Consider the following 23708-nt stretch of genomic DNA (forward strand, 5'->3'; position numbering starts at 1 on the left):
CTTAGGCTGCTTTTTTATATTTCTGGAGAATGTAAAAATTTAAACTAGCTTGAAAATAACCAAATTTCTCTTCCAATTCACTTAAATGAGGAATAATTGTTTTTCTTAATTCAGAGTCCAGCATAATGAGTTGGGATATAGAAATTAAATTAAAAATTTGAATTCTCAGGTCTTCATCCATTTCCACTCCAGGACGAATATAAGCAATAATAGTAGATATAGCTCTTTGAAAATTCATATAATTATACATAGGTAATATTGAGTTAATATCTCTTTTTCTAACTTCCTCAAAAAAATTAAGGCTACTTATTAAAATAATTCCTGACTGGGAAACTGTTTCATTTAAAACCTTCAATTTGTCTAGTTCTTGGTTTTGATAAATAATTTCGAGTCCAGTTATCTTCAATTTATTTTGTTCATCTATTAAGTCTTTATTTATTTCAATATTTTGATATGTAGATTTTCGTACCACATAAATCGTAATTAAAAATCCAATAAAACTGATCATCCCCGATACAAAAATTGAGGTTGCAACAACCCAATCTGTAGAATGTTGAATATCTAAAAATAATTTCTGATCATTCGGCTGCTCTAAAACTACTGCCTGCGTGTTTTCTTGTTGTAGTACAGTCCACGGAAGCTGAATGATTAAATCTGAATTTTCTAGGTGGTCCGCCAATTCTTATCCTTTAAAAATCAAAATATCATCAAATAACATTTTACTCTAAATCATAAATTTATATCTTTATTTTTGAAAATCATCACTTTAGAAAATCACATGACAGGCGACATGGATGTCGCTAGTTGGATTGACTTGCGCTACGCTTTAAAGCAATGCTTAAAGCTTGCTCAGGATATACCCTCAATCCAACAGAGGGGTTTTGTTACTTTTGTCCCGTAAAAAGTAAATAAACCGAACCACATAGAAAATTAATCATATCCAACATTTGAAGGAATGCTTAGAACCAAGTTCAATTAGCTTATCCTCTCTACAAAATCATATTCTTGCTTAATTCAACAAATAAAAGACCTAAGACTTAGAAATCACCCTCACCTCTTCAACCAGCATCAACTCACATGCACCATCGCCTGTATCTTCACGACTTAAAGAACTCCGCCACGTCCATCCATCCGGAGACTTCACTTCTATCAAGTGCCCTTTTAAATAAATCAAATTGTCTTGATCAATTTGAGCCAGTTGTTTGGCGATTGCTTTGGTTGCCGGAATTAAATGAGTATTGGCACTTTGCGTTTCAATTTCACGTACTGGAATGGGCGGAGCATTTTCATAACGCCAGTAATACCAGCGATTGCTCTGACGGATAGACAACTGCTTATAAACAGCAGGGTTGGTCATGCTGCCCCATCCCAGAGCAAAATCAACTGGGCTAATCTCAGATTCACGTCCAAAGTTATAATTTTCTCTCGATAAAACCCGAAACTCTCCCATATAGGGCTGCAAATTCGTCATGCTATAACCATTGAACTGCTGTACTCCCTCTATGGTTTGATAATCAGCAGCATCGGAAATGCCTTTATCTGGTTTCAGCCAATAATTCCACAGTGCAAACCCCAAGGCGAAAATAATTATATATTTCAAAAAATGACTCATTTAAATCTCTAATGTTTAACTATATTGTAATAACTTAATAATAAATTGAATCAAATTAAATCTCTGGGTAACGGATCCGAAAATCAACTATTATAACTACAATTTATAGAAGCTAACTTCAGATTAAAATACATAAATTTACAAAGTAAAAATATAAATAAAAACTTTATATTCCAATCACTAAAGCACACTATACCTTAAAAGTATATTTAAGATACCTACAGAGTTTTGGTTAAATTTAAAGCACTATGCAATTCTAGAGAATCACTTTACTCATTTCAAACTCTTAAGGATTCTCCCAAGATATGAACATGTACAAGCAGATCTCCCTTTGTCTTCCACTTATCCTTTGCAGCCAGCTGAGCTTCGCAGACTGGATTGATGATTCCGTTAAAAATGTAGAAGCCCATACCATTAAACTTCGACAACATATTCATCAACACCCTGAACTTGGAAATATGGAATTCAAAACGTCTGAGCTAGTACAAAAAGAGTTGAAATCTTATGGAATTGAAGTGCGTAAAGGTTATGCCAAAACAGGTGTAATTGGTGTACTTAAAGGTGCTAAACCAGGGCCTGTCATGGCATTACGTGCGGATATGGATGCTCTGCCGATTGAAGAAAAAACTGGACTTCCTTACGCCAGTAAAACCAAAGCCATTTATCAAGGGGCAGAAACTCATGTGATGCACGGCTGTGGTCATGATGCCCATACCGCAATGTTACTGGGTGCCGCTAAAGCCTTAGCCGCGAATAAAGATAAAATTGCAGGCACGGTGGTATTTGTATTCCAGCCGGCTGAAGAAGGCGGTGCCGATATTGATAACTTTACCCAAGGTCATTTAATTGGTTCACGTAAAATGATTGCCGATGGTGCGTTGAATAATCCAAAACCGGAAGTGATTTTCGGTATGCACGTGATGGCAGGTATGCCAAGTGGCAATATCCTGTATAAAGATGGCGCGATTTTGAATAGTGCCGATCACTTGCGCATTCAAGTCAATGGGAAACAAGTACATGGCTCTATGCCTTGGCTCGGTCGTGATCCAATTTATGCTTCTTCACAAATCATCAACAACATGCAAAGTTTAATCAGTCGTAATGCAGATTTAACCCAAGGCATGGGCGTAGTCAGTATTGGCAGTATTCACGGCGGTACAACAGGTAATGTCATCCCCGATCAGGTGAATATGGTCGGCACTATTCGTTCCAACAGTGAAAATGTTCGCCAGGGCATTTTAAAAGACTTACCGAAAATGGTCGAACATAATGCCGCAGCCAATGATGTCACTGCAAAAGTAGAAATTGCCCCATACGCGCCTGTGACCACCAATGACAAAACCTTAACCAAGCTGATGCAACCCACACTTGCTCAAGTGAACGGCGAAGATAAACTGCATGTACTGGACAACAATGCCAGTGCCAGTGAAGATTTTGCCTATTATGGTCAGCTGATGCCGTCTTTGTTTGTCTTTGTCGGCGCAACCCCTGCCGATCAAGACATGGCGAAAGCCGCACCTAACCATAACCCGTTATTTATAGTCGATAATGCGACTTTAAAAACCGGAGTAGAAAGCCATGTGCGCTTCATCCTGGATTATCCAAAAGTTGCCGAACAGGTACAGGCAGACTGGAAAAAGATGCAAGCTGCAAAAAAATAAAGTACATTTTTTCAAAAAGTGAGCATCCTTTGCTCACTTTTTTTATAGCTAAAGGTTTTGCTGACTGATACAGAATAGATTTCATTTGAAACCTTGTGCCATTGGACTCAACTCTCATGATGATAAACTGCAATGCGTTACATAGCTTGACTCTTAGCGCAAAAACCGTCATTTCCACAGTTTTTTTTAATTTGCTAAAAGTGCAGCTAAAACCATAAAACTGAATTGAAAAATGGGACCCAATCATGGCGAATAAATTCGAATTTAACATTCGTGTATATATTGAAGACACTGACGCAGGTGGCATTGTCTATCATGCAAACCATATTCGTTTTATGGAACGCACCCGCACCGAATGGTTACGTGCGGCAGGCGTTGAGCATTACTGGCATCAAAAAGATTATCACTTTGTGGTACATAAAATAAATGTGAAATATTCACGTCCCATTCTTATGGATGATCTGATTACGGTTACAGCGAGTGTTGTTTCATGTAAAGCAACATCTTTTGTATTGCAACAAAATATTTATCGTGGTGAAATCATGCTTGCATCTGGAGAAGTCGAATTGGCATGTATTAGTGTAGACGGCATGCGTCCAACACGGCTTCCTGAGGAAATCCGTAATCTAATTCTAAAAGAGTTAGGACAAGACTAAAAAATTTATTGGCACATTGTAACTATGGCAACACAACTAGAATCATCTTTACACATATCAGATCTTATTTTACAAGCAAGTCCCATCGTTCAACTGGTCATGCTGGTGCTCCTGCTAGCATCTGTATACAGTTGGTATCTGATTGCCAAGTTACATATGAGTTATAAAAAAGCCCAGGCTGAAGATGAACATTTTCAAAAAATCTTCTGGTCTGGCGCTGAACTTAATACCTTATACAACAATGCCCAGCTCAACTCCAAACGTACCGGTTTGGAAGATATCTTCTATCACGGTATCGGCGAATTCTTTAAACTTAAAAAATTTCAGGCTCCGACTAGCCAAACGATTGAAGGCACAGAACGTATTCTACGTGTCGGGTTAAGCCGTGATCAAGGCTTCCTTGAACAAGGCTTGGGCGCGCTTGCCAGTATTGGTTCTGTTGCACCTTATGTCGGTCTGTTTGGTACGGTTTGGGGCATTATGAATGCCTTTATTGGTCTGGCAGATGTTGATCAGGTCACTTTGGCAACCGTTGCTCCAGGTATTGCGGAAGCCCTGATTGCAACAGCGATTGGTCTTTTTGCTGCAATTCCTGCTGTATTGGCCTTTAACCATTACACAGCGAAAGGTGAAACTGTCTATTCAGACCGCGCATTATTTGCTGAAGAAATGGTGGCGCTATTACAACGTCAAACTGTGAGTTCTACACAGGAAAATGACTAATGGCAATTCAGCGTTCTGGACGCTTTGAGCGTGTCAAAAAGCCCTTAAAAAGTGAGATGAATGTCGTCCCTTATATTGACGTCATGCTGGTACTTTTGGTGATTTTTATGGTCACTGCACCCATGATCACCAGTGGGATTAAAGTCGATTTACCTCAGGCCAATGGCAATCCCATCGAATCTAAAGATGCACCAACAATTGTGACCCTGGATAAAGACGGTCTGTATTATCTGGAATATAAAAACCAGAAAACCGGTCCTGTTGATTTGGCTCAGTTGACAAGTGTTTTAATTGAGGCACAAACCCAAGCCAAAAATGACAACAAGGAAATGAATGTAGTTATTAATGGTGCTACCACACGTCCTTATGGAGATGTCATGGCTTTAATGTCAGGTCTTCAGGATGCTGGTTTAACACAAGTTAGTTTACTAACTAAGCCTCTAGAATAAAGTATGAAAGATTTCAAAAAGCCACAATCTAAAGAAAAAACAATTGCGCTTGGATTTACTCTTGGAATCCATGTTGTGGCAATGACTGGCTTACTTTTTTTAGGCATGAGTAAACCGGTTGAGCCACCTAAACAGATTAAAATGGTTTTGGTCAAACCTGAAGATTTATTACCACCTGAGCCTATGCCTTTAGAACAGACCGACTCTGCTGAAACAGCACATGAAAAGGTGGCAGAACAGGTTCAACAAACCGCAAAACCGAGTGTTGAAGATGCACCGGTTATTCCTGTTACGCAGCCTACCCCTCCTACTCCGACACCGACACCCGCACCGACACCAGCACCAGCAAAGCCTGATGTAAATAAAGCAGCACAGGAAACTAAAGCTGCAGCTGAAGCTCTGAAAAAAGCTGAGCAACAAGCTACCGAACAGGCAAAAGTAGCTAAAGTCAATAAACTAAAAGCCCAAGCTGATGCTCAAGCTAAGGCAGATGCGGCTGAAAAAATTAAAGCTGATGCTGCAAATAAAGCCAAGGCGGATGCTGCGAATAAAGCCAAGGCTGATGCGGCTGAAAAAGCTAAAGCGGATACCACGAATAAAGCTAAAGCGGATGCGGCAAATAAAGCTAAAGCTGATGCTGCAAATAAAGCCAAGGTAGATGCGGCCGAAAAAGCCAAAGCTGATGCCGCTAACAAAGCCAAGGCAGATGCTGCTGCAAAAGCTAAAATTGATGCAGCGAATAAAGCGAAAGCTGATGCCGCTAACAAAGCCAAGGCAGATGCTGCTGCAAAAGCTAAAATTGATGCAGCGAATAAAGCGAAAGCTGATGCCGCTAACAAAGCCAAGGCAGATGCTGCTGCAAAAGCTAAAATTGATGCAGCGAATAAAGCGAAAGCGGATGCAGCCAATAAAGCCAAGGTAGATGCGGCCGAAAAAGCCAAAGCGGATGCGGCAAATAAAGCCAAGGCAGATGCGGCAAATAAAGCTAAAGCTGATGCGGCAAATAAAGCTAAAGCTGATGCTGCAAATAAAGCCAAGGCGGATGCCGCAAATAAAGCTAAAACTGATGCCGCTAACAAAGCCAAGGCGGATGCCGCAAATAAAGCTAAGGCGGATGCCGCTGAAAAAGCTAAAGCGGACGCTGCGAATAAAGCTAAAGCTGATGCAGAAGCGCGTGAACGTGCAGCTGAAGAAGCCAAAGCATCCGCTGCCAAACAAGCCGCTGAAGAAGCCGCGACCAAAAAAGCGGAAGCAAAGAAAATTGCCTCAACTGCAAAACGTGACTTTGAAAATAAAGTTAGACGTGCGTGGGATATTCCGAGCGGTTCATCTGGTCAAAAAGCCACTGCTCGTGTGACTTTAAGTGATAGTGGTGCTGTTCAATCGGTCATTGTGAACTCAAGTGATCCAGACATGAAAGCCAGTGTAGAAGCCGCTGTACGTGCAGCAGCGCCTTACCCGATGCCTTCCGATCCAGATGCACGACGTGAAGCGAGAACCTTTACTTCAAGTTTTACTGCGAAATAATAAAAAAACTACATCAAACTTGATTGATGTGGTTTTTTTGACATTTGAACTTAACTGTTGCTAAAACTGGTAAAATTTTATTCATTTTTCACAGTCTTATAACAGTTTAGTCATTATGATGTGCTTTCAATCATTCGAAATCATGCCATTATGTGACACAACCGAATTCACAATAATTTACATTTTTTAGAGTACGTAGCGGATGATGGAAATGACGCGTAAACATCTACTTTGCCTAACCATTTTGACAGCTTTAAGTCCTGTTTTAGCGACACAGTCTTATGCACAACTGCATTTAGAAATTGCTAAAGCACCAGAAGAAGCACCAAAGATTGCCATTATTCCGTTTAATAATGATCAAAGCATTTATCCTATTGTCGAAAATGACTTAAACCGTTCAGGCAAATTTTCAAGTGCTTCAAAAAATCTGCCTGCAACAGCGAGCATGAACACTCCAAATACAGAGGCTTGGAAATCTGCTGGTGTTCCTTATGTGGTCACAGGTACAGTAAAAACAACAGAAAATGGTAGTTTTGAGGTTCATTATCAACTCTACGATATCGAAAAACAGCAGTATTTATTAAATGAATTACTGACTGTTCCTGCTTCACGTATTCGCCAAGCGGGCCACATGATTAGTGACGCAATTTATCAGGCATTGACCGGTATTGCAGGTGACTTTAGTGGACGTATTGCTTATGTACTGCGCAACCCGGCGACTCCTGAACAACGCTATACCCTACAAATTGCAGATACAGATGGCGAACAGCCAAAAACCATTCTCACCTCTCGTGATCCAATCTTGTCACCGGCTTGGACACCCGATGCGAAAAAAATTGCCTACGTTTCATTTGAAACTAAACGTCCTGCGATTTATGTACAAGACTTAGCCACAGGTCAGCGTGAAAAACTGGCGAGTTTCCGTGGTTTAAATGGTGCACCAAGCTTCTCACCAGATGGTAAAAATATGTTGTTTACTGCATCTATGCATGGCAACCCTGAAATTTATCAAATGAGCTTGGAAACACGACAGTTACAACGTATGACCAATGACAGTGCCATTGATACAGAAGCACGTTATGCCCCAGACGGTAAATCCTTTATTTTTACCTCTGACCGAGGCGGTTCACCGCAAATTTATACCTATAACTTTGCCAATACTTCAACTAAGCGCCTGACTTTCCGCGGTGCATTTAACGCACGCGGTACTTTAAGTGCGGATGGCAAAAAAATTGCATTAGTCCATCGTCCAAGTGGCAGCAATTACAAAGTTGCTATTCAGGACATCAGCACCGGTATTACCAACATTCTGACTCCCACCAGTTTGGATGAATCACCAAGTTTCTCGCCAAACGGTCAGATGGTGGTTTATGCAACACGTGAAGGAAACCGTGGTTTATTGTCTATCATGTCGCTTGATGGCCGTTTCCGCGTGAATTTACCAAGTGAGCAAGGTGAGGTTCGTGAACCTGCCTGGGCACCTAAATAACAATTTAATTTAAAGCAATGATGATCATGGAGATGAAGATGAAAGCAATTAAATTATTGGTCCTGCCTGTTCTTGCAACAGCGTTAGTGATGACTGGTTGTGCCAGCCGTAAACCTGCAGCAGACATTCAAGCGGGACAAAATCCATCTGAAGCAGGTACAGTAAGCACTGAAGGCTTAAGTGAAGATGCTGCACTAAATGCGCAAAACTTAGCAGGTGCTTCTTCTAAAGGTGTGACTGCGGCAAACAAGGCATTCTTGGCGAAACGTGTGGTTCATTTTGACTATGACAGCACTGACCTTTCTAACGAAGATTATCAAACCCTTCAAGCACATGCACAATTTCTTGTTGCCAATGCAAATTCAAAAGTAGCTTTAACTGGTCATACCGATGAACGTGGTACACGTGAATACAATATGGCTTTGGGTGAACGTCGTGCGAAAGCAGTAGAAAGCTTCCTAATCACCAATGGCGTTGCTGCTACACAATTAGAAGCCGTAAGCTATGGTAAAGAAATGCCAATTAATGCTGGCCATGATGAAAATGCATGGAAAGAAAACCGCCGCGTAGAACTGAACTACGAAGCTGTTCCACCATTATTAAAATAATGACTTAAATAAAAAAGCGCTGAATCTGTTGATTGAGCGCTTTTTTATACTTTAAACTTTTTCAGAATTTTCAGCTTCATCATTCGAGCTTTGCATGGATTCAATCAGATCATGCTTATTGAATTTTTTATATTCTGGTTTTGCTTCATAAGCTTTCCAGGCTTCTTTCACTTTTTCCTCAGAAATACCGTCTAAATTCATAGCTTCATTTGGCGTTGGAGTCGCATCAAACTTTTGCGTTGTCATAACTGGGCTCCTATCACGATTTTTAATACCCTTTGTTCCTCAACATAGCATTTTCCACAGAACTTACAAGAGTAAAATCACGACAAATAGTCGAGTTTAATTGTTCTTTTGCCGCGTTCTCATCTAAAATGACTGCCTATATTCTTTTGATAATTTTTTATCATTTTCTAATTGGAGTTTTCCTGACATGTCATACCTCACCCTTTCCCAATTTCTAGAACAACAATCAGGGAACTTAACATCTGAACTTGCTCAAGTAATTGAAACAATTGGTAATACATGTAAAGCCATTGATCAGTTATTACAAAAAGGAGCTTTGGCAGGTGTATTGGGTAGCGCACAACACGAAAACGTACAAGGTGAAGAACAAAAGAAACTTGACGTTATTTCGAATGATTACTTGATCGACGCTTTAAAAGTTCATCCACATGTAGGGGGTTTGGCTTCAGAAGAACTCGATGATTTCACTCCTGCTCAAGAAAATGGTGAGTTCCTGGTATTGTTCGACCCACTCGATGGTTCAAGCAACATCGACATTAATATGTGTGTCGGCACAATTTTCTCTATTTTGCCGGCTAAAAATGCTGTGACCAAAGCTGAGGATTTCATGCAGCCAGGTACAAACCAGGCTGCTGCGGGTTATGTATTATATGGCCCTTCTACTATGATGGCGCTTACCGTAGGTGCAGGTGTTGCATTCTTCACTTTCGATCCTGAAACTCAAGAGTTCCTTTTAACTTCTGAAAATATTCAGGTTGCTGCCGATACCAAAGAATATGCCATCAATGCATCAAATCAACGTCATTGGGAAGAACCGGTAAAACGCTATATTGCTGAACTTCAAGATGGTAAAACGTCAGTACGTGGTAAAGACTTCAACATGCGCTGGGTGGCTTGTATGGTGGGTGATATACACCGTATTCTTTGCCGTAGCGGTATTTTCTTATATCCATACGACACGAAGGATCCTCAAAAAGCCGGTCGTCTTCGCTTAATGTATGAAGCAAATCCAATGAGTATGTTGATGGAACAAGCGGGTGGTGCATCTACTACGGGCCGTGTTCGTATTTTAGAAATTCAACCGACTGAATTGCATCAGCGTGTTCCTGTTGTGATTGGCTCTAAAAATGAAGTTGACTTAGTTACTCACTACCACCATTAATTTTAAAAATGGACGTAAGTGTATTTGTCGCTTACTTCCACGGATAACTCTCCCATGCCAGCTTTTTTTCTTGAATCAAAAGACAATCCAAAAATCAAACACCTACGTGGATTGATTGAACAAAGCTCATTCCGTAAAAAGAATCGTCAAACGGTACTCGAAGGTACCCATTTAAGCCTTGCCTGGTTAGAACAGAATCGAAGCATTAATTCTATATTCACCACTGAAGCTGCCTATAGTCATCCTGATTTAGAAAAAATCGTCTCCTTGTACGACGGTAATGTTTTTATACTCAGTGAAGCTTTATACAACGACCTAAGTACCTTGGGCACCTCTCTGGCATGTTTAGCAATTGTTGATTTACCTAGTTCAAATCAAGCGTTAAATTTTAAAGAAGATACCCTAATCCTAGATAATATCCAGGATCCGGGTAATGTGGGAACTTTGCTACGTTCAGCTGCTGCTGCCGGTATTGAGCAAGTTGTATGCACCAAAGGTTCAGCCTCGATCTGGTCACCGCGCGTTTTACGTGCAGGTATGGGTGCACATTTTTCTCTACAAACCTATGAAAATATTGCATTAGAAGACCTTTTAGAAAAATTTACCATACCGGTCTATGTTACCAGCTCGCATCAATCTGAAAGCCTTTACTCAAAGAACTTAAGAAAACAGTGTGTTTGGATTCTGGGTAATGAAGGTCAAGGTGTATCTGATTATGCACTTAAGCATGCTGAAGCCGTTTCTATTCCACAGCCTGGTGGACAAGAATCATTGAATGTTGCCGTTGCAGGCTCAATTTGTTTCTTTGAGATGGTTCGTCAACGCTTATAAGCCTGTTGTTTCGTTACTTTATTTTAAACATCCCGTGTTGATGTTTAAAAATAGACTACACTAGAAAAATAATAAATTTGTTGTCAACCAAACCATTATTCCTAACGTTATATATGTATGACAATCGGAATAATGGTGGGTGTCCAATGACAGGATTTTCCATCTCTATGGATTCAGCACCGAAACAGTCTCAAGCGGAAAATTTGAGTATTCTGAAGAGTACGGCTGAACAGCGCCTGAAAATTTTTATGCAGGATGTGACGGGGCGTGCCTTAGTGATGATGGAAAGTGCGACTCAAGGTCAACAAGGCATTGCAATGGATTTAGTGCAAGAAGCATTTATTTCCTTGCATAAAAAATATGCCGAAAAGCCGACTGATGAATGGTATCCCCTGTTTTACACTATTTTGAACCATAAATTACAAGATTGGCGTAGAAAAGAAGTTCGTCGAGCACAACCTTTTTCTTTTTTTAAAAAGGTCAGTCTCGATGACGATGATATTGAACTGAACGATATTGTCGATGAAAGTACGCCCAGCCCATTAGATTTCCTTGATCAAGCCGTGACTGCCAACGAAATACAGGAAGCCATTTCTCAGCTTCCCGTTCGACAGCAACAAGCGTTCATGCTGCGTGCTTGGGAAGGTTTTGATACACACACCACTGCGCAAATTATGCAATGCAGTGAAGGTAGTGTAAAAACGCATTATCACCGTGCTATTCAAGGTCTTAAGAACTCGTTGGCACATTTGAATCCATATCGTGGAGGGTCATCCGAATGAAACAAGATGATTACTTAAAAAAAGTTACTTCCAAACTCGATGGACTCGCACAACGTCATAAAGATAAAGCTGTTGTGATGAACCATGTTATTGAAGAAATTCAAGACCGGGACACCTCCCGTTACGGACTTTGGAAAATGTCAGGATTTGCACTTGCTGCTGCAATTGCAGGTTTTGTAGTATTCCCAAATTCTATTGAAATAGCTGCAAAGCCTCAGAATCAAGTTGTAGTTACTCCAAAATTATCCCCACAAATGGTTGAAGATTTAGAGATGTTAATGGTTTTAGGCGAGGACAAAGTTCCCCATGGCAGCTAAAAGATTAGCATTTGCTTTTTGTGCACTCGGATTTCTACAAACCAGTTTCGCTGGTTTTGAACGTTTTTGGATTTTTTCTAAAGATGCTGACACTCAAGTGGCAGAAACATGGGAAACTCTGTCAGATGCTGAACAACGTGCACTTATTCAACGTTATAAATCGCTGAAAGAACTACCTGACTCACAAGGTACAGCTTTACACCAGCGTATGGATTGGTTTACCCAACTGCCAGAGCAAGAAAAGCAAAAAATGCGAGAAACCTGGCAGAAAATGAGTAGTCAAGAGCGTAGAGAGTTAGGCACACGCATGCAAAAAGCAACACCTGAAGAAAGACCGGCTATTCGGGATGAGTACATCAGCAAATATTTACAACCTCAATCTGCAAATCACTAAATTAATAATAATGGCTATCAAAGAAGATAGTCATTATTTTGAGTTTTACTTAGTAGCACCATTTCTTACCCCTCCCTTTGATCATTACGATAAACTTTGTACGAATAAGAATATTCTTAATTAAATTAGGGTCTGTCATCAATTAGGTTGATAAAATCTGACGATTCCTTATTATCATTTTTATGACGAAACGCTATGCATTACGAGATGATCAATGGGAACAGATTAAAGATCTGTTACCTGGACGGAAAGGCACTGTTGGAGTAACCGCAAAAGACAACCGATTATTTGTTGAAGCAGTACTTTATCGGTACCGTTCAGGTATCCCATGGCGAGACTTACCAGAACGCTTTGCTGATTTTAGAGTCATACATACTCGTTTTAGCCGTTGGGCTAAAACAGGTGTGTGGCAGAGAGTTTTTGAAGTACTATCACATAATAGTGATAATGAATATGCCATGCTGCACTCAACCATTGTGCGTGCTCATCAACACAATGCTGGAAAAAAAAGATCAGGCAATCGGACGTAGTAAAGGTGGCTTAAGCACCAAAATTCATGCCCGTACTGATGCTTTAGGCAATCCTACAGGATTCCATCTCACTGCTGGACAGACCCATGACTTAAGTGGTGCTGATGTGCTACTGGACTTATCCATAAGCCAGACTTGGCTTATGGATAAAGCTTACAATTCTCAGGATCGGGTGATCGATCCGATTCATAAAGACAATGGTCAAGTTGTGATGCCGTCCAAAAGTAATGCGATTGAGCAGCGTGCTTATGACCATCATCTTTAAAAGGCCAGACATTTAATCGAGAACTTCTTTGCCAAGCTCAAGCAGTATCGAGGTATTGCAACGCGCTATGACAAATTGGCTCAGAACTTCTTGTCAGCAATCTATCTTGCTTCAACTATAATTTGGCTTAATTGATGAAACGCCCTAGATAAATGATATTTTCATGTTCATAAAATCTTGAATTCCTCATAAAAAATGCCTCATTATATGAGGCATTTTTAAATTTCAAGTTCACTATTTCTTTCTACGACTTCTATACAAGCCAAGTCCTAGCAAGCCTATAACACTATATACTCCAAGACTTCCACCACCGCCTGATGCTTGATTATTGGTATTCTTCTCAGTATTGACTAAATTAATTTTCGCATTATTTGATGGTATACCCTCTGCATCATAAATATTATATTTAAGATCATAATCAAACTGACTAAAAGTATTTTTCACTTCAAAATAAAGCTGCCCGCCATAACAGGTGTCTTTGATATTGTTACCTGGACATGGGCCTTGCCGATCCGCCTTTATAATTAAACCAGCAGGAATGGTTTCTATCCGTATCGGTAACTCCACCCCCTGTTCATTCTTGTAAAATGTACTCTTATTCGTTGTTAAATGCGTTGTCGGTCCATCCCCATCATCACTATCATTAGCTAACGGATTAACGCTCAGTGCCGAATTTGAGCTAGGAGTAATAGAGTAGGTATCATCTTTTGCAATAGGTGCAATATTAATAAAATTTGCGGTTATAAGTCCAGTAGACGTGACTGAGCTACCTAGTTTAGAAGTAATGCTATATGAACAGTAAGATTGACCATCTACCACTCTCCCATCTGTACGATAAATGATGATCTGTTTTAGATCTTCCTTCCATTCACACTTAAAGTTAGGATCAGCATTTCCTACAAACTCGTACCCCCCATTCTTTTCAACAAACTTACCTACACCATAGTTATGGATCGTTATCGTATAGTTATTCGTATTTAGCGCTTTAAGTTGAATTGCGCCACTCACATCCGAAGCAGGCTCTTCGCTTGGTAAAGTATTTAAGAAAGGATCAAAATATATGGCACGATACTGGGCATATTGTTCAGTAAATTGTTTTAAGGTTTCATATTTTTTTAAATCTTCCTGATCTTTTGTTTTAAGCTCTTTATCTGCTTCAGAATCTGCAAGATATCCTTTAAATTTATCAATTTTCGCTTGATACTCGGCAATAAGAGTGGTGTAAGAGCGATTTGTTAATATCGTTGTATCCGCTGCAGTTAAACGCATACGTTCAATCGAGCCAATATCACAGGTGTTGTTCAGATCTGGATCTAATATATGAGTGGTATCGGTAATGCGCGCCAAATTACGTTGATCGGTGCGACTACATTCCGACTGACCAGCATTTACCAAATCAGTAGCATTCTGATTATCGATTGGATAATACATTGGTAGAAATAAATTATATTTAGATGCCGATTGATATGGCGACAAAACAGTCAACATACCGATGGAACCTAAATTGATATTGGTATTTAAAGCAGTATTCCCAGCCGTAGATGTTGCCGGTAAATCACACTGTCCTATTCCAGAATCAAGCTGTAAAGCATTTTGATAAGCACCAATAACACGTTTAGTGTCTGTCAAATCGCCATTTTTTAATGCATAACGGCAAGACTTACCGCTATTATAAGCCAATACATTGAAATTTAAAGAAATACTTCCGGTATCATCATAATACAAAGTACTATGTGCATTATTCTCAACAATAGTATTACTGATCAGAGATAATTCAGAACCTGGACTTAAACGATGATCGGCAGTATTTACAACACGAAAAATACTGCCATTACTGCTATTCGCCGTATTTTTTGCAATGGTGCTTGCAGTGATCTGTACATTGGAACTACCACATAAATCTATTGCACTCTGGCTAGTTGCTGAGCCATTTTCCACAATACTACTGTTATTAATACTAATAAGCGCATTTGTTTTACCCAGATCTACCATACAGTCCATAGCAATAACACTACCTTCATTTGCGTTATTGCCTTGTATCAGGGTATTGCTTAAAGTTATTTGATTTTCTGACTTGTGCGCTACGAAATAAATTGCCCCACCATCTTTAGCTGAGACTGAATTTAAAATAGCACTATTGGTCATATTTAAAGAACCACCAATCAACAATGCCCCACCCACTTCGCTTGAAGCCCCACCCTCTAAAGCAACATTATATAAAGACAGTGTTGGCGATTGGTCAACGGTATTAAAAATTCGTGATACACCTTTTGTACTGATTTTAGTCTTTAAATTTTGGCGTGCTGGATATTCATTGGTTAAAACATCCTTTGTTGAATAATCAACTGGCAATTTCCCATAAACATAAATTTCTGATTCAGGTGTTAATTCGCTGTTAAGGATATATTCCCCCTCCTCAAGCTGAATATAATCTTTCTGCCCTCTCGCAGTATTACCTGCAATACAACCACCATAAGCCTTATTTAAACTGGCTGCTTTAATTGCTTCACGCAATGAACATTTATTATTGGAATTATCTTCATCATCAAAGGTATTCACATAAATTGTTTTTTGTTCTGCCGCCATGAGTGACATGGCAGACAATACCAGGGCTGTGAGCAATCCCTTTTTATAATTTTTCATAGATCGTCCTTAATTATTTTTTATATCGGCGTAACCCAACAAGACCCAATATGCCAAATAGACTGAAGAATCCGACAGAACCACCGGAAGTGTTTACACTCTTACTTTCCATAGTATTTTGAGGTGCCTGTACAACATTTACATTTACTTCCATATATGGCTGGGTTTTATTAAAACGCGTAGATGAGGTGACTAGGCGAATTCTAAAAATATCTGCACCATGCCAGTCCCCTTGAGGTGTATAAACCAAGGTTCCATCTTCATTAATAGTCAGCTTACCTTTGGAAGGTGTTTGTGTCTGAATCACTTGCAAACAACCTGCCTGCCATGCTTCACCTGTAGGTTTTTTCCCCAGGATGGCATCGCATTCCTCTTTTGGTACTAAATCACTATCACTCAGATGATCAACTACAGAAATTTGGGCAGTTTGACCTATAAGCAAATCTTCCCCAACAAGTCCAGTTGTGCTTGGCACAACAATCTCAATTGCACCACGATCACATAAATCATTATCATCATCACGTGCATTATCGCGTTGATCTATACGTTCACATCCCATTACTTTTGACGTTGAATTTACTTGAAACCTGCCTTTGTTTACAATTAATGATTCAGCCAATTTGTTATAGCTCATCAAAATACGCGGCCGGAAATATCCTAAAAAATTCTTCTCTGACTGGAAATATGGACACAATAGCGAATTCGGATCTTCACTCAAGGTTTTACATTTTCCATCTAATGTATCACCTGCAATAAGCTGCTCGCCTGTCCAGATATCATTCGGATATAAACTATCACCCGTCGTACAACTACTTGCTACGATATTGTTTTGGTTATAAGTCTTATCCGTATTTACAAAGGAACAATTATCATCCTGATTGATAGGATATGGATTTCCCATAATAATACTATTGGCAAGATAAGCTTTTTGGGCAGGCGCATTAAATTTAATTCCAGAAGTATTACCTACAACTGTCAGATTATTTAAGCCTATACCGTCTCGGACATTAATTACCCAGCCTTTATTTTTGTAAAAGGTACTATTGGCAATTTTATAGGACATATAGGGAAAGGCGGCTAATAATGTACTGTCTAAATCGGCAGACGAATAAATATTTGCAGCGTTTGCTGAATTAGTCTCATTTTCTCGAAAAACTGAGTTTGATATTCTAAATTGTGGAACCTGACTGTAAATAATGGCGCCTTCATCAGCTTTATTGTTTTCAATTAGGCTATATTTAATTTCCACCAGACTACGTAATATTGATTCTGGTTCAGTCGGTACACCTACATTGTAAATGGCACCCCCTTGCGTCGCGATACCATCTGTCAATTTCACATGATCTAAAACTAAATATTCATTGTTGAAAATTAAACCGCCTTGAGTAGCACAAACACTTTGACCACATCCCTGCAAATTCACTTCACTGATATTAACTTGAACTAGACCTTTTTTTGCATCATCAATATAAAAGATATTATCCTTACCCACCATTTTAATAGTGGCATTATTTAAACCGGGCTTAATATCATTTGAAAAATTGCTATCGTAAACAGTTTTTAAAGTAAGCGCTGCCGTAATTTTAATTTGGCTATCTAACTTATAGATGTTTGTTTTTTCAAGCGTAATGATTGAACTCGAACCTTTACCTCCACAGCCCAAATGCCCTTCTTCAGGCAATCCTAAATTAACGTATTCTATTGCTTCACGTAATGAGCATTCCTTGTCATCTTTTTTAGCATCTTCAGTCGTATTTACGATAATATCCGCACTATAAGCATGTCCTGCAAAGCATAACACCCCTATACCTATGCTCCGTTTGAGCATACCTTTCTCCTTGTATTCTTCTATATATTTTTATTCTTAAGTTGCACATTCCCTGCAACATTGAACTATTTTGCTGTACTTTGTCACAGCTTGAATAATTTCTCAAGATTTTTTATTGTTTACCGATACTCGTCAATCAGCGCATAAATTTGTCTTAAATTGGCATGACTAATTTTTGTTTTTTCACCTTTTAACAGCTGGATTAACTGTTCTAAAGTTTGTAATAAAATAGAGGTTTGATGAGGTCCGTGCAGCAACAAATAATCTATAATTTGTTGATCAATATGAATTCCCCGACGTGTTAATACCGATGTTACTAGCGCATAACGATCCGCATATAAACTTCCTGTCGGCACTTTAACGCTCACCGCCTGAGTCAAACGTGACTGTAAATCGGGAAGTTCAAGTTTCAATTCAATGGGGGCAACACGAGAAGAGAAAACTAACTGTCCTCCACCTTCATTATTATAATTAATTAAATGAAATACTGCTTTTTGCCAATGTGGAACACCGCTAATGGCTTCGATATCATCTAATGCCACAAGGTCATATTGATCTAATGATGTAATCGCTTCAGTTGGTGCATCGAGCAACTCCAGTAATGAGACTTGAATTGCAGATTTACCGACTTCTAAATAGGAATCGCAAATAGCAGAAAGTAAATGGCTTTTACCTGAACCAGCTCCACCATATATATAAAAGCGATTTATTAAACCAGCATGAAGCTGCCGCACTGCATCAATGACATGCCCCCAACTTGGACCCGAAAAATCACTAATTCGGGCATCCAGTTGAGGTTCTATATCTAATTGCAGTTGACGCATATATGTGTTTTGCCCTTAGGGTTCTTTATTGTCTATCAATTCAATCTTACTCGATTTTTCAGCATCTTGCAGAATTTTTGATTCTGTATTTCTCAATTCGATATCTACATCTACTTGATCCGATTCAATTGAAATTGATCCTGCTCCCGGCTCTTGTATGATTACAGAGGAGTGCCTATATATACGGCTCTTCTCGTAACAATCTCGCGCATGCCGTAGCAGCACTACAATAACTGCCGCAACCGGTAAAGCAATCAGCATTCCCAGAAAACCGGCAAGTTGAGCGCCGGCCAATACAGCAAATACCACGGCTACAGGAGATAAGCCAATTTTATCTCCGAGCAAGAAAGGTTGAAGAATATAACCCTCCACGGCTTGGCCAATCATAAATACAACCAGCACCAATGCTAAATGCATCCAATCAATACCAAACTGGAATAGTGTTGCAATCACAGCTGCAATAATTCCCACTGCAAAGCCCAAATAGGGAATAATACTGGCCAGACCCGCAACCATTCCAATAATCAGACCGACCTCAAGACCAATGACTTGTAAGCCGACTGCATAGACCGTACCCAGCAAGAACATCACCAAAAACTGACCTTTAACAAAGGCACCTAAGACTTGGTGACATTCACCGACAATGTGTAAAGTACTTTTCTCATAAGGACGAGGGATTAAACGACGGAAACTGTCGAGCATACGATCCCAATCCAACAGGAAATAGAATGCAATAATTGGAATCAGAACCACCGTTCCGCCAATTTGTATGAAATTCAGACCTGATTGCGCGACTTTTAACACCATTGCCTGAATACTATCAGCACTATAATTGGTCTGAATATACTCCATGACCACAGTCGACATTTGCTGCGTATCGATTTCCATCTGCTCGACGCTAAAAGTTTGCGACACCCAGGGTAAAAAGGTGTAATTTAGCCAATGAATTCCTGCTGGAATACTGTCTCGCGCATACATCAGCTGTTGCCAAACTAGGGGAACCAAATACCACATCGCCAAGGTGAGAACCACACCAATGCCTACAAAGACAAAACTAATCGCTAACCAACGCGGTAAGCCAATCTTATGAAGCTTCTCTACCAACGGACTAAATAAATAAGCCACCAAAAATGCTGCTACAAAAGGCAATACCACGGGTTTAAGCAGATACAAAACCCAAAGGATTAATGCAATTCCTGAGAGTATAAAAATGCGACGTAAGGTACGATCCACCATGCAAATTCGCCTTTTCTCGATTTATTCATTATAGAAAGTAAAATATTTTAATAAAGATAGCATTTTAGTGCATAAATAACATAAGAGTTTCGTATATTCGGGTATAATCGCGGCGCGAATGCGGAGACTTCATTATGAGCAACTCAACTTCCCCAAACACTGGTTTAAGCTATAAAGATGCGGGTGTCGACATTGAAGCGGGCGACGCACTTGTCGATCGAATCAAATCTGTGGCTAAGCGTACCTCACGTCCTGAAGTTATGGGCGGATTAGGCGGCTTCGGCGCTCTTTGTAAAATCCCTAAAGGTTATGAAGAACCTGTTCTCGTATCTGGCACAGACGGTGTGGGTACAAAATTACGTTTAGCACTCAACTTAAACCGTCATGACACGATTGGTCAAGACTTGGTGGCAATGTGTGTAAACGATCTTCTTGTATGTGGTGCTGAACCATTATTTTTCCTCGATTATTATGCAACTGGACACTTAAATGTGGACGTAGCTGCAAATGTCGTAACCGGTATTGGTGCAGGTTGTGAGCTTGCAGGCTGTGCATTGGTAGGCGGTGAAACTGCTGAAATGCCTGGCATGTATGAAGGTGAAGATTATGACCTTGCAGGTTTCTGTGTAGGTGTAGTTGAGCAAAGCAAAATTATTGATGGAACCAAAGTTAAAGCTGGTGACGTATTAATTGGTGTGGCGTCTTCAGGTGCACACTCAAACGGTTACTCTTTACTTCGTAAAATTTTAGACGTGAAAAACGTCGATCTTACACAAATCGTAGACGGTCGCCCACTTGCCGATGTTGCAATGGAACCGACACGCATTTACGTAAAACCATTGCTTGAACTTTGCAAACAAGTTGATGTTCATGCGATGGCACACATTACGGGTGGTGGCTTACCTGGTAACTTACCTCGCGTACTTCCAAATGGTGCTCAAGCAGTGGTCAATGAGTCTTCTTGGGAATGGCCGGAGTTGTTCAAACTTCTTCAACGTGAAGGTGGTGTGGAACAGTTCGAGATGTACCGCACATTCAACTGTGGCGTAGGTATGGTCATTGTTGTTGATGCAGCAGATGCTGATAAAACTTTAGAATTGCTAATAAGCCTTGGCGAAAAAGCATGGAACATGGGTCACATTGTTGAAAATGCTGAATCTGTTGCCGGCGCTGATGAAAAAATTCGCGTAATTTTTGCATAAAGAACCGCACATGATCAAAATTGCTGTCCTCGTTTCAGGCAGTGGAAGTAACTTACAAGCCCTGATAGATGCCAATCTGTCAGGTCAAATTGTTGGGGTCCTTTCCAATAAACCTGAAGCATATGCTTTACAGCGTGCTGAAAAAGCAGGAATTCAAACTGCTGTGATTGAACACAAGCAATATCCGAATCGTGAAGCTTTTGATGATGTGATGCATCAGCAATTACTCGATTGGAATGTTGACTTGGTTGTTCTTGCAGGCTTTATGCGCATTTTAAGTGCCAAGTTTGTCAAAGCATGGGAAGGGAAAATGCTCAACATCCACCCTTCTCTCTTGCCGAATTACAAAGGCATGCATACCCATCAACGTGTTTTAAACACAGGTGATGTTTTGCATGGTTGTACCGTACATTATGTTACTGCTGAATTAGATGCCGGTCAGGCTTTGGCTCAAGCTGTGCTTAAAGTCAATTTGCATGATGATGTAAATTCTTTAGCTCATCGCGTTCATGTGCTTGAACATTTAATCTACCCGCAAGTGGTGGAATGGATTTGCACAGGTACAATTCAACATACTGAACAAGGTGTGTTGTACCGTGATCAAGTGATGCAGGACCCCGTTCAATTTTGTAAGTTTTAAACTGAATTTTATGCAATAAAAAACGCATCCTCGGATGCGTTTTTTATTTCCTGCAAAACTGTGATTACCACTTACTCATTCCTTCCTAGGAAGAAATTTAAGGCACTGGTAACTAAACTAAAAGTCTTTTAATTAGCCGGTTTGTGTCTTAATGAGTTCTTTCACTAATTTCACCACTTCATCCGGATGCTCCAACGGGAACATATGTCCACCTTTAAATACTTTAAAAGGAATATCAAATTTCTTCTGAACTTGTTGTGGAAACTTACGTGCTATAAAAGGTCCTTTCTCAGCTACCACTAAATGTACAGGCACCTGTGGCTTAACTTGAGGTAGCCACCAAAGAGATGGATTGGTTCTAAAAATTTCCACCTCATCCATTTTTGGAATGGTTAGTTCTACGCCACCACGCAATGGATCCTCCATCAAGGCATGATCGATATAGGCCTGAAAACAGTCTGCTTCAAAGTTCTGATAAAAACCTTTTGGTCTTAACAATTCTGCCGCCTGTTCACGAGATTGCCAATGATCCCGACGGCGCTTGGATAAACCTGCCGGAGACATTTTATCTAAGACTTTGAGTTTAAGCAGTTTCGCCACATGTAAGGCAAAAGCTTCTTTGCCCATGATAAGAGGCGGATCAAGCATGATCACTTGATTAAATAATTCAGGACGCTTTAAGGCTGCTTGAAAGGTCAGCACGGAACCCAAAGAGTGCCCCAAACCGATTACGGGACGGCCTTTGGCTTGACGAACAATACTATCAATTACTTGTTGGGTTAGACTTTGCCAATGATTATCAATAGGATAGCGTTTGTCTGGTCCCAGTAAGGGTACATAAATAACGTCATATTCATCTTTCAGCAAATCAAACAGCTTTCGATAAACTTTTGATGGCACGCCATTGGCGTGCGCAAAATGGATCAATGGTTTCATTGTAACTTCGTCGTTTGTTCAGATTGTACTTGTTGTGAAAGTGAGGTTGCGAAACCCTGCCCAATAGAACTTCCCATGCGTCCAAGTACAGAATCAAAAGGACTATATTCAATGGTGTAATTAACCGCTTTTTCCAGTTTCAATTCACGCTTCAGCGTATTGAGACTACCGGTACGGTCTGCAATCCCCAATTTTACCGCTTGTTCGCCAGTCCAGAATAAACCAGAGAATATTGCCGGATCTTGAGATTTCAGCTTCTTGCCACGCCCCTGTTTGACTGCCTTGATAAAATGGTCATGGACATTATCAAGGACACCTTGTACATGCGCTTTTTGTGCAGTATCAACCGGTTGGGTCATTGAAAGCAAAGCTTTATTTTCACCTGAAGTCATGGTGCGGTCTTCTACGCCTAACTTTTGCATTAAGCCATTCACCCCATAGTTCGGCATAATCACGCCAATAGACCCGACCAGACTGGATGGATTGACAATAATTTCATCAGCAGCAGAAGCGATGTAATACGCACCTGAAGCACCGGTATCACCAATTACGGCATACAGTTTTTTATCGGCATGTGTTTTTTTCAAATACTGGATTTCTTGCCAGATTTCATCGGACTGAACCGGTGATCCGCCTGGTGAATTAATATTTAAAACTACGGCCTTACTTTGTTTGTTTTCAAAGGCCTTCTTTAACGCTTTAACAGTATCAGTGCTATTGACACTCTGCTTGTCTGCAGCAATGGTTCCGATAATATCCACTACCGCAATATGCGAACTTGTCGTTGCAGTTGGATCGGTAGATGAGGTACTACAACTTTTTGCCATGACCACTAAAATAAAAAGGATATAAGCGAAAGTTAACAATTTGAAAAAGATGCTCCAACGACGTGCACGGCGCTGCTCTTCTACAGAAGCTAAAACGGCTTTTTCCAAAATATGCCATTCTTTGCCAGTTATATTTTGCGAATTATGTGGCGTATTCTGAATTTCATTTTCTGGTTTTGGTGGCCAATCGGACATACAAAATAATCCAAGGATCAGTTAAATTGAACTCATTATATACACTGCATCAGAGAAATCTGCCTAAACCCTCTATTTTCGCCTATAATATTTGCTCTTTTTGACTCTTTACATACATTGACGAT

General features: G+C 40.0%; 23 protein-coding genes and 1 pseudogene. 15 read left to right on the plus strand and 9 right to left on the minus strand.

All coding sequences use genetic code 11. The features are described 5' to 3' along the window. Position 1 precedes the first annotated feature (1 nt). Together ACP69Y_RS00660 and ACP69Y_RS00665 are read right to left on the minus strand one after the other, a co-directional pair. A complete protein-coding gene (locus tag ACP69Y_RS00660) occupies positions 2–679 on the minus strand; it encodes a hypothetical protein (RefSeq protein ID WP_425915252.1) in 678 nt (225 codons plus the stop codon). 351 nt (positions 680–1030) lie between these two features. Then, complete coding sequence (locus ACP69Y_RS00665) at positions 1031–1612, minus strand: hypothetical protein (RefSeq protein ID WP_425915254.1); 582 nt, start codon at positions 1610–1612, stop codon at positions 1031–1033. 311 nt (positions 1613–1923) lie between these two features. On the opposite strand from ACP69Y_RS00665, the gene ACP69Y_RS00670 reads away from it, so the two are divergent. The 7 genes from ACP69Y_RS00670 (at position 1924) to pal (ending at position 8725) form a co-directional block, all read left to right on the plus strand. Continuing rightward, positions 1924–3273 carry an amidohydrolase gene (locus ACP69Y_RS00670; protein WP_425916034.1) on the plus strand — a complete coding sequence of 450 codons (1350 nt, stop codon included), beginning with the start codon at positions 1924–1926 and terminating at the stop codon, positions 3271–3273. Between the two features lie 245 nt (positions 3274–3518). Beyond that, positions 3519–3929 (plus strand): tol-pal system-associated acyl-CoA thioesterase, encoded by a 411-nt coding sequence (gene ybgC, locus ACP69Y_RS00675; RefSeq protein WP_425915256.1) that lies wholly within the window; start codon positions 3519–3521, stop codon positions 3927–3929. Positions 3930–3953: 24 nt separating this feature from the next. Continuing rightward, positions 3954–4652, plus strand: a complete 699-nt coding sequence (gene tolQ, locus ACP69Y_RS00680) for a protein TolQ (protein WP_425915258.1) — start codon at positions 3954–3956, stop codon at positions 4650–4652. Beyond that, positions 4652–5101: a protein TolR gene (tolR, locus tag ACP69Y_RS00685; RefSeq protein WP_425915260.1), complete on the plus strand. Its 450-nt coding sequence runs from the start codon at positions 4652–4654 to the stop codon at positions 5099–5101. The genes tolQ and tolR overlap by 1 nt, the downstream gene beginning before the upstream one ends. 3 nt (positions 5102–5104) lie before the next feature. Then, entirely contained in the window at positions 5105–6628 is a 1524-nt protein-coding gene (tolA, locus tag ACP69Y_RS00690; protein WP_425915262.1) for a cell envelope integrity protein TolA, read from the plus strand. A 205-nt stretch (positions 6629–6833) separates the two neighbouring features. Continuing rightward, entirely contained in the window at positions 6834–8117 is a 1284-nt protein-coding gene (tolB, locus tag ACP69Y_RS00695; RefSeq protein ID WP_425916036.1) for a Tol-Pal system beta propeller repeat protein TolB, read from the plus strand. 38 nt (positions 8118–8155) lie between these two features. Beyond that, positions 8156–8725 carry a peptidoglycan-associated lipoprotein Pal gene (gene pal, locus ACP69Y_RS00700; protein WP_425915263.1) on the plus strand — a complete coding sequence of 190 codons (570 nt, stop codon included), beginning with the start codon at positions 8156–8158 and terminating at the stop codon, positions 8723–8725. Between the two features lie 51 nt (positions 8726–8776). Here pal and ACP69Y_RS00705 read toward each other — a convergent pair whose 3' ends face one another. Next, the gene (locus ACP69Y_RS00705) at positions 8777–8971 is read right to left on the minus strand and encodes an NF038105 family protein (RefSeq protein WP_425915265.1); all 195 of its coding nucleotides are present in this window, start codon (positions 8969–8971) and stop codon (positions 8777–8779) included. A gap of 187 nt (positions 8972–9158) precedes the next feature. Here ACP69Y_RS00705 and ACP69Y_RS00710 point away from each other — a divergent pair, with 187 nt between their 5' ends. The 6 genes and pseudogenes from ACP69Y_RS00710 (at position 9159) to ACP69Y_RS00735 (ending at position 13387) form a co-directional block, all read left to right on the plus strand. Then, positions 9159–10133, plus strand: coding sequence for a class 1 fructose-bisphosphatase (locus ACP69Y_RS00710; protein WP_425915267.1), 975 nt, complete (start codon positions 9159–9161; stop codon positions 10131–10133). Between the two features lie 54 nt (positions 10134–10187). Beyond that, complete coding sequence (locus ACP69Y_RS00715) at positions 10188–10964, plus strand: TrmH family RNA methyltransferase (RefSeq protein ID WP_067724910.1); 777 nt, start codon at positions 10188–10190, stop codon at positions 10962–10964. A 167-nt stretch (positions 10965–11131) separates the two neighbouring features. Further along, a complete protein-coding gene (locus ACP69Y_RS00720) occupies positions 11132–11746 on the plus strand; it encodes an RNA polymerase sigma factor (protein ID WP_425916038.1) in 615 nt (204 codons plus the stop codon). Beyond that, on the plus strand, positions 11743–12063 hold the full coding sequence (locus ACP69Y_RS00725; RefSeq protein WP_425915269.1) for a hypothetical protein: 321 nt from the start codon (positions 11743–11745) through the stop codon (positions 12061–12063). The genes ACP69Y_RS00720 and ACP69Y_RS00725 overlap by 4 nt, the downstream gene beginning before the upstream one ends. Then, positions 12053–12457 (plus strand): DUF3106 domain-containing protein, encoded by a 405-nt coding sequence (locus tag ACP69Y_RS00730; protein ID WP_425915271.1) that lies wholly within the window; start codon positions 12053–12055, stop codon positions 12455–12457. Before ACP69Y_RS00725 ends, ACP69Y_RS00730 begins: the two co-directional genes overlap by 11 nt. Before the next feature lie 182 nt (positions 12458–12639). Continuing rightward, a pseudogene (locus ACP69Y_RS00735) lies at positions 12640–13387 on the plus strand (IS5 family transposase). Between the two features lie 99 nt (positions 13388–13486). Here the strand turns inward: ACP69Y_RS00735 and ACP69Y_RS00740 are convergent. From ACP69Y_RS00740 to cxpE, 4 genes are all read right to left on the minus strand, one after another. After that, the gene (locus ACP69Y_RS00740) at positions 13487–15895 is read right to left on the minus strand and encodes a CSLREA domain-containing protein (RefSeq protein ID WP_425915273.1); all 2409 of its coding nucleotides are present in this window, start codon (positions 15893–15895) and stop codon (positions 13487–13489) included. A 13-nt stretch (positions 15896–15908) separates the two neighbouring features. Then, positions 15909–17723: a rhombotarget A gene (gene rbtA / locus ACP69Y_RS00745; RefSeq protein WP_425915275.1), complete on the minus strand. Its 1815-nt coding sequence runs from the start codon at positions 17721–17723 to the stop codon at positions 15909–15911. Positions 17724–17842: 119 nt separating this feature from the next. Further along, the gene (gene hda / locus ACP69Y_RS00750; protein ID WP_425915277.1) at positions 17843–18547 is read right to left on the minus strand and encodes a DnaA regulatory inactivator Hda; all 705 of its coding nucleotides are present in this window, start codon (positions 18545–18547) and stop codon (positions 17843–17845) included. Between the two features lie 15 nt (positions 18548–18562). Beyond that, the gene (cxpE, locus tag ACP69Y_RS00755; protein ID WP_425915279.1) at positions 18563–19783 is read right to left on the minus strand and encodes a chloramphenicol efflux transporter CxpE; all 1221 of its coding nucleotides are present in this window, start codon (positions 19781–19783) and stop codon (positions 18563–18565) included. Between the two features lie 134 nt (positions 19784–19917). Between cxpE and purM the strand changes: the two genes are divergently transcribed. Together purM and purN are read left to right on the plus strand one after the other, a co-directional pair. Next, entirely contained in the window at positions 19918–20985 is a 1068-nt protein-coding gene (purM, locus tag ACP69Y_RS00760; protein ID WP_425915281.1) for a phosphoribosylformylglycinamidine cyclo-ligase, read from the plus strand. A 10-nt stretch (positions 20986–20995) separates the two neighbouring features. Further along, entirely contained in the window at positions 20996–21625 is a 630-nt protein-coding gene (gene purN, locus ACP69Y_RS00765) for a phosphoribosylglycinamide formyltransferase (RefSeq protein ID WP_425915283.1), read from the plus strand. Positions 21626–21757: 132 nt separating this feature from the next. Here the strand turns inward: purN and ACP69Y_RS00770 are convergent, their stop codons facing one another. Together ACP69Y_RS00770 and sppA are read right to left on the minus strand one after the other, a co-directional pair. After that, entirely contained in the window at positions 21758–22561 is an 804-nt protein-coding gene (locus ACP69Y_RS00770; protein ID WP_425915285.1) for an alpha/beta fold hydrolase, read from the minus strand. Beyond that, entirely contained in the window at positions 22558–23583 is a 1026-nt protein-coding gene (gene sppA / locus ACP69Y_RS00775; RefSeq protein ID WP_425915287.1) for a signal peptide peptidase SppA, read from the minus strand. The genes ACP69Y_RS00770 and sppA overlap by 4 nt, the downstream gene beginning before the upstream one ends. Positions 23584–23708 lie beyond the last annotated feature (125 nt).

The sequence above is a fragment of the Acinetobacter sp. TSRC1-2 genome, assembly GCF_049895885.1.
Lineage (GTDB): Bacteria > Pseudomonadota > Gammaproteobacteria > Pseudomonadales > Moraxellaceae > Acinetobacter.

Excerpts from the sequence above, each read along its gene's own strand:
- ACP69Y_RS00665 (WP_425915254.1), bottom strand. The coding sequence starts at position 1,612 with ATGAGTCATTTTTTGAAATATATAATTATTTTCGCCTTGGGGTTTGCA.
- ACP69Y_RS00670 (WP_425916034.1), top strand. The coding sequence starts at position 1,924 with ATGTACAAGCAGATCTCCCTTTGTCTTCCACTTATCCTTTGCAGCCAG.
- ybgC (WP_425915256.1), top strand. The coding sequence starts at position 3,519 with ATGGCGAATAAATTCGAATTTAACATTCGTGTATATATTGAAGACACT.
- tolQ (WP_425915258.1), top strand. The coding sequence starts at position 3,954 with ATGGCAACACAACTAGAATCATCTTTACACATATCAGATCTTATTTTA.
- tolR (WP_425915260.1), top strand. The coding sequence starts at position 4,652 with ATGGCAATTCAGCGTTCTGGACGCTTTGAGCGTGTCAAAAAGCCCTTA.
- tolA (WP_425915262.1), top strand. The coding sequence starts at position 5,105 with ATGAAAGATTTCAAAAAGCCACAATCTAAAGAAAAAACAATTGCGCTT.
- tolB (WP_425916036.1), top strand. The coding sequence starts at position 6,834 with ATGGAAATGACGCGTAAACATCTACTTTGCCTAACCATTTTGACAGCT.
- pal (WP_425915263.1), top strand. The coding sequence starts at position 8,156 with ATGAAAGCAATTAAATTATTGGTCCTGCCTGTTCTTGCAACAGCGTTA.
- ACP69Y_RS00705 (WP_425915265.1), bottom strand. The coding sequence starts at position 8,971 with ATGACAACGCAAAAGTTTGATGCGACTCCAACGCCAAATGAAGCTATG.
- ACP69Y_RS00710 (WP_425915267.1), top strand. The coding sequence starts at position 9,159 with ATGTCATACCTCACCCTTTCCCAATTTCTAGAACAACAATCAGGGAAC.
- ACP69Y_RS00715 (WP_067724910.1), top strand. The coding sequence starts at position 10,188 with ATGCCAGCTTTTTTTCTTGAATCAAAAGACAATCCAAAAATCAAACAC.
- ACP69Y_RS00720 (WP_425916038.1), top strand. The coding sequence starts at position 11,132 with ATGGATTCAGCACCGAAACAGTCTCAAGCGGAAAATTTGAGTATTCTG.
- ACP69Y_RS00725 (WP_425915269.1), top strand. The coding sequence starts at position 11,743 with ATGAAACAAGATGATTACTTAAAAAAAGTTACTTCCAAACTCGATGGA.
- ACP69Y_RS00730 (WP_425915271.1), top strand. The coding sequence starts at position 12,053 with ATGGCAGCTAAAAGATTAGCATTTGCTTTTTGTGCACTCGGATTTCTA.
- ACP69Y_RS00740 (WP_425915273.1), bottom strand. The coding sequence starts at position 15,895 with ATGAAAAATTATAAAAAGGGATTGCTCACAGCCCTGGTATTGTCTGCC.
- rbtA (WP_425915275.1), bottom strand. The coding sequence starts at position 17,723 with ATGCTCAAACGGAGCATAGGTATAGGGGTGTTATGCTTTGCAGGACAT.
- hda (WP_425915277.1), bottom strand. The coding sequence starts at position 18,547 with ATGCGTCAACTGCAATTAGATATAGAACCTCAACTGGATGCCCGAATT.
- cxpE (WP_425915279.1), bottom strand. The coding sequence starts at position 19,783 with ATGGTGGATCGTACCTTACGTCGCATTTTTATACTCTCAGGAATTGCA.
- purM (WP_425915281.1), top strand. The coding sequence starts at position 19,918 with ATGAGCAACTCAACTTCCCCAAACACTGGTTTAAGCTATAAAGATGCG.
- purN (WP_425915283.1), top strand. The coding sequence starts at position 20,996 with ATGATCAAAATTGCTGTCCTCGTTTCAGGCAGTGGAAGTAACTTACAA.
- ACP69Y_RS00770 (WP_425915285.1), bottom strand. The coding sequence starts at position 22,561 with ATGAAACCATTGATCCATTTTGCGCACGCCAATGGCGTGCCATCAAAA.
- sppA (WP_425915287.1), bottom strand. The coding sequence starts at position 23,583 with ATGTCCGATTGGCCACCAAAACCAGAAAATGAAATTCAGAATACGCCA.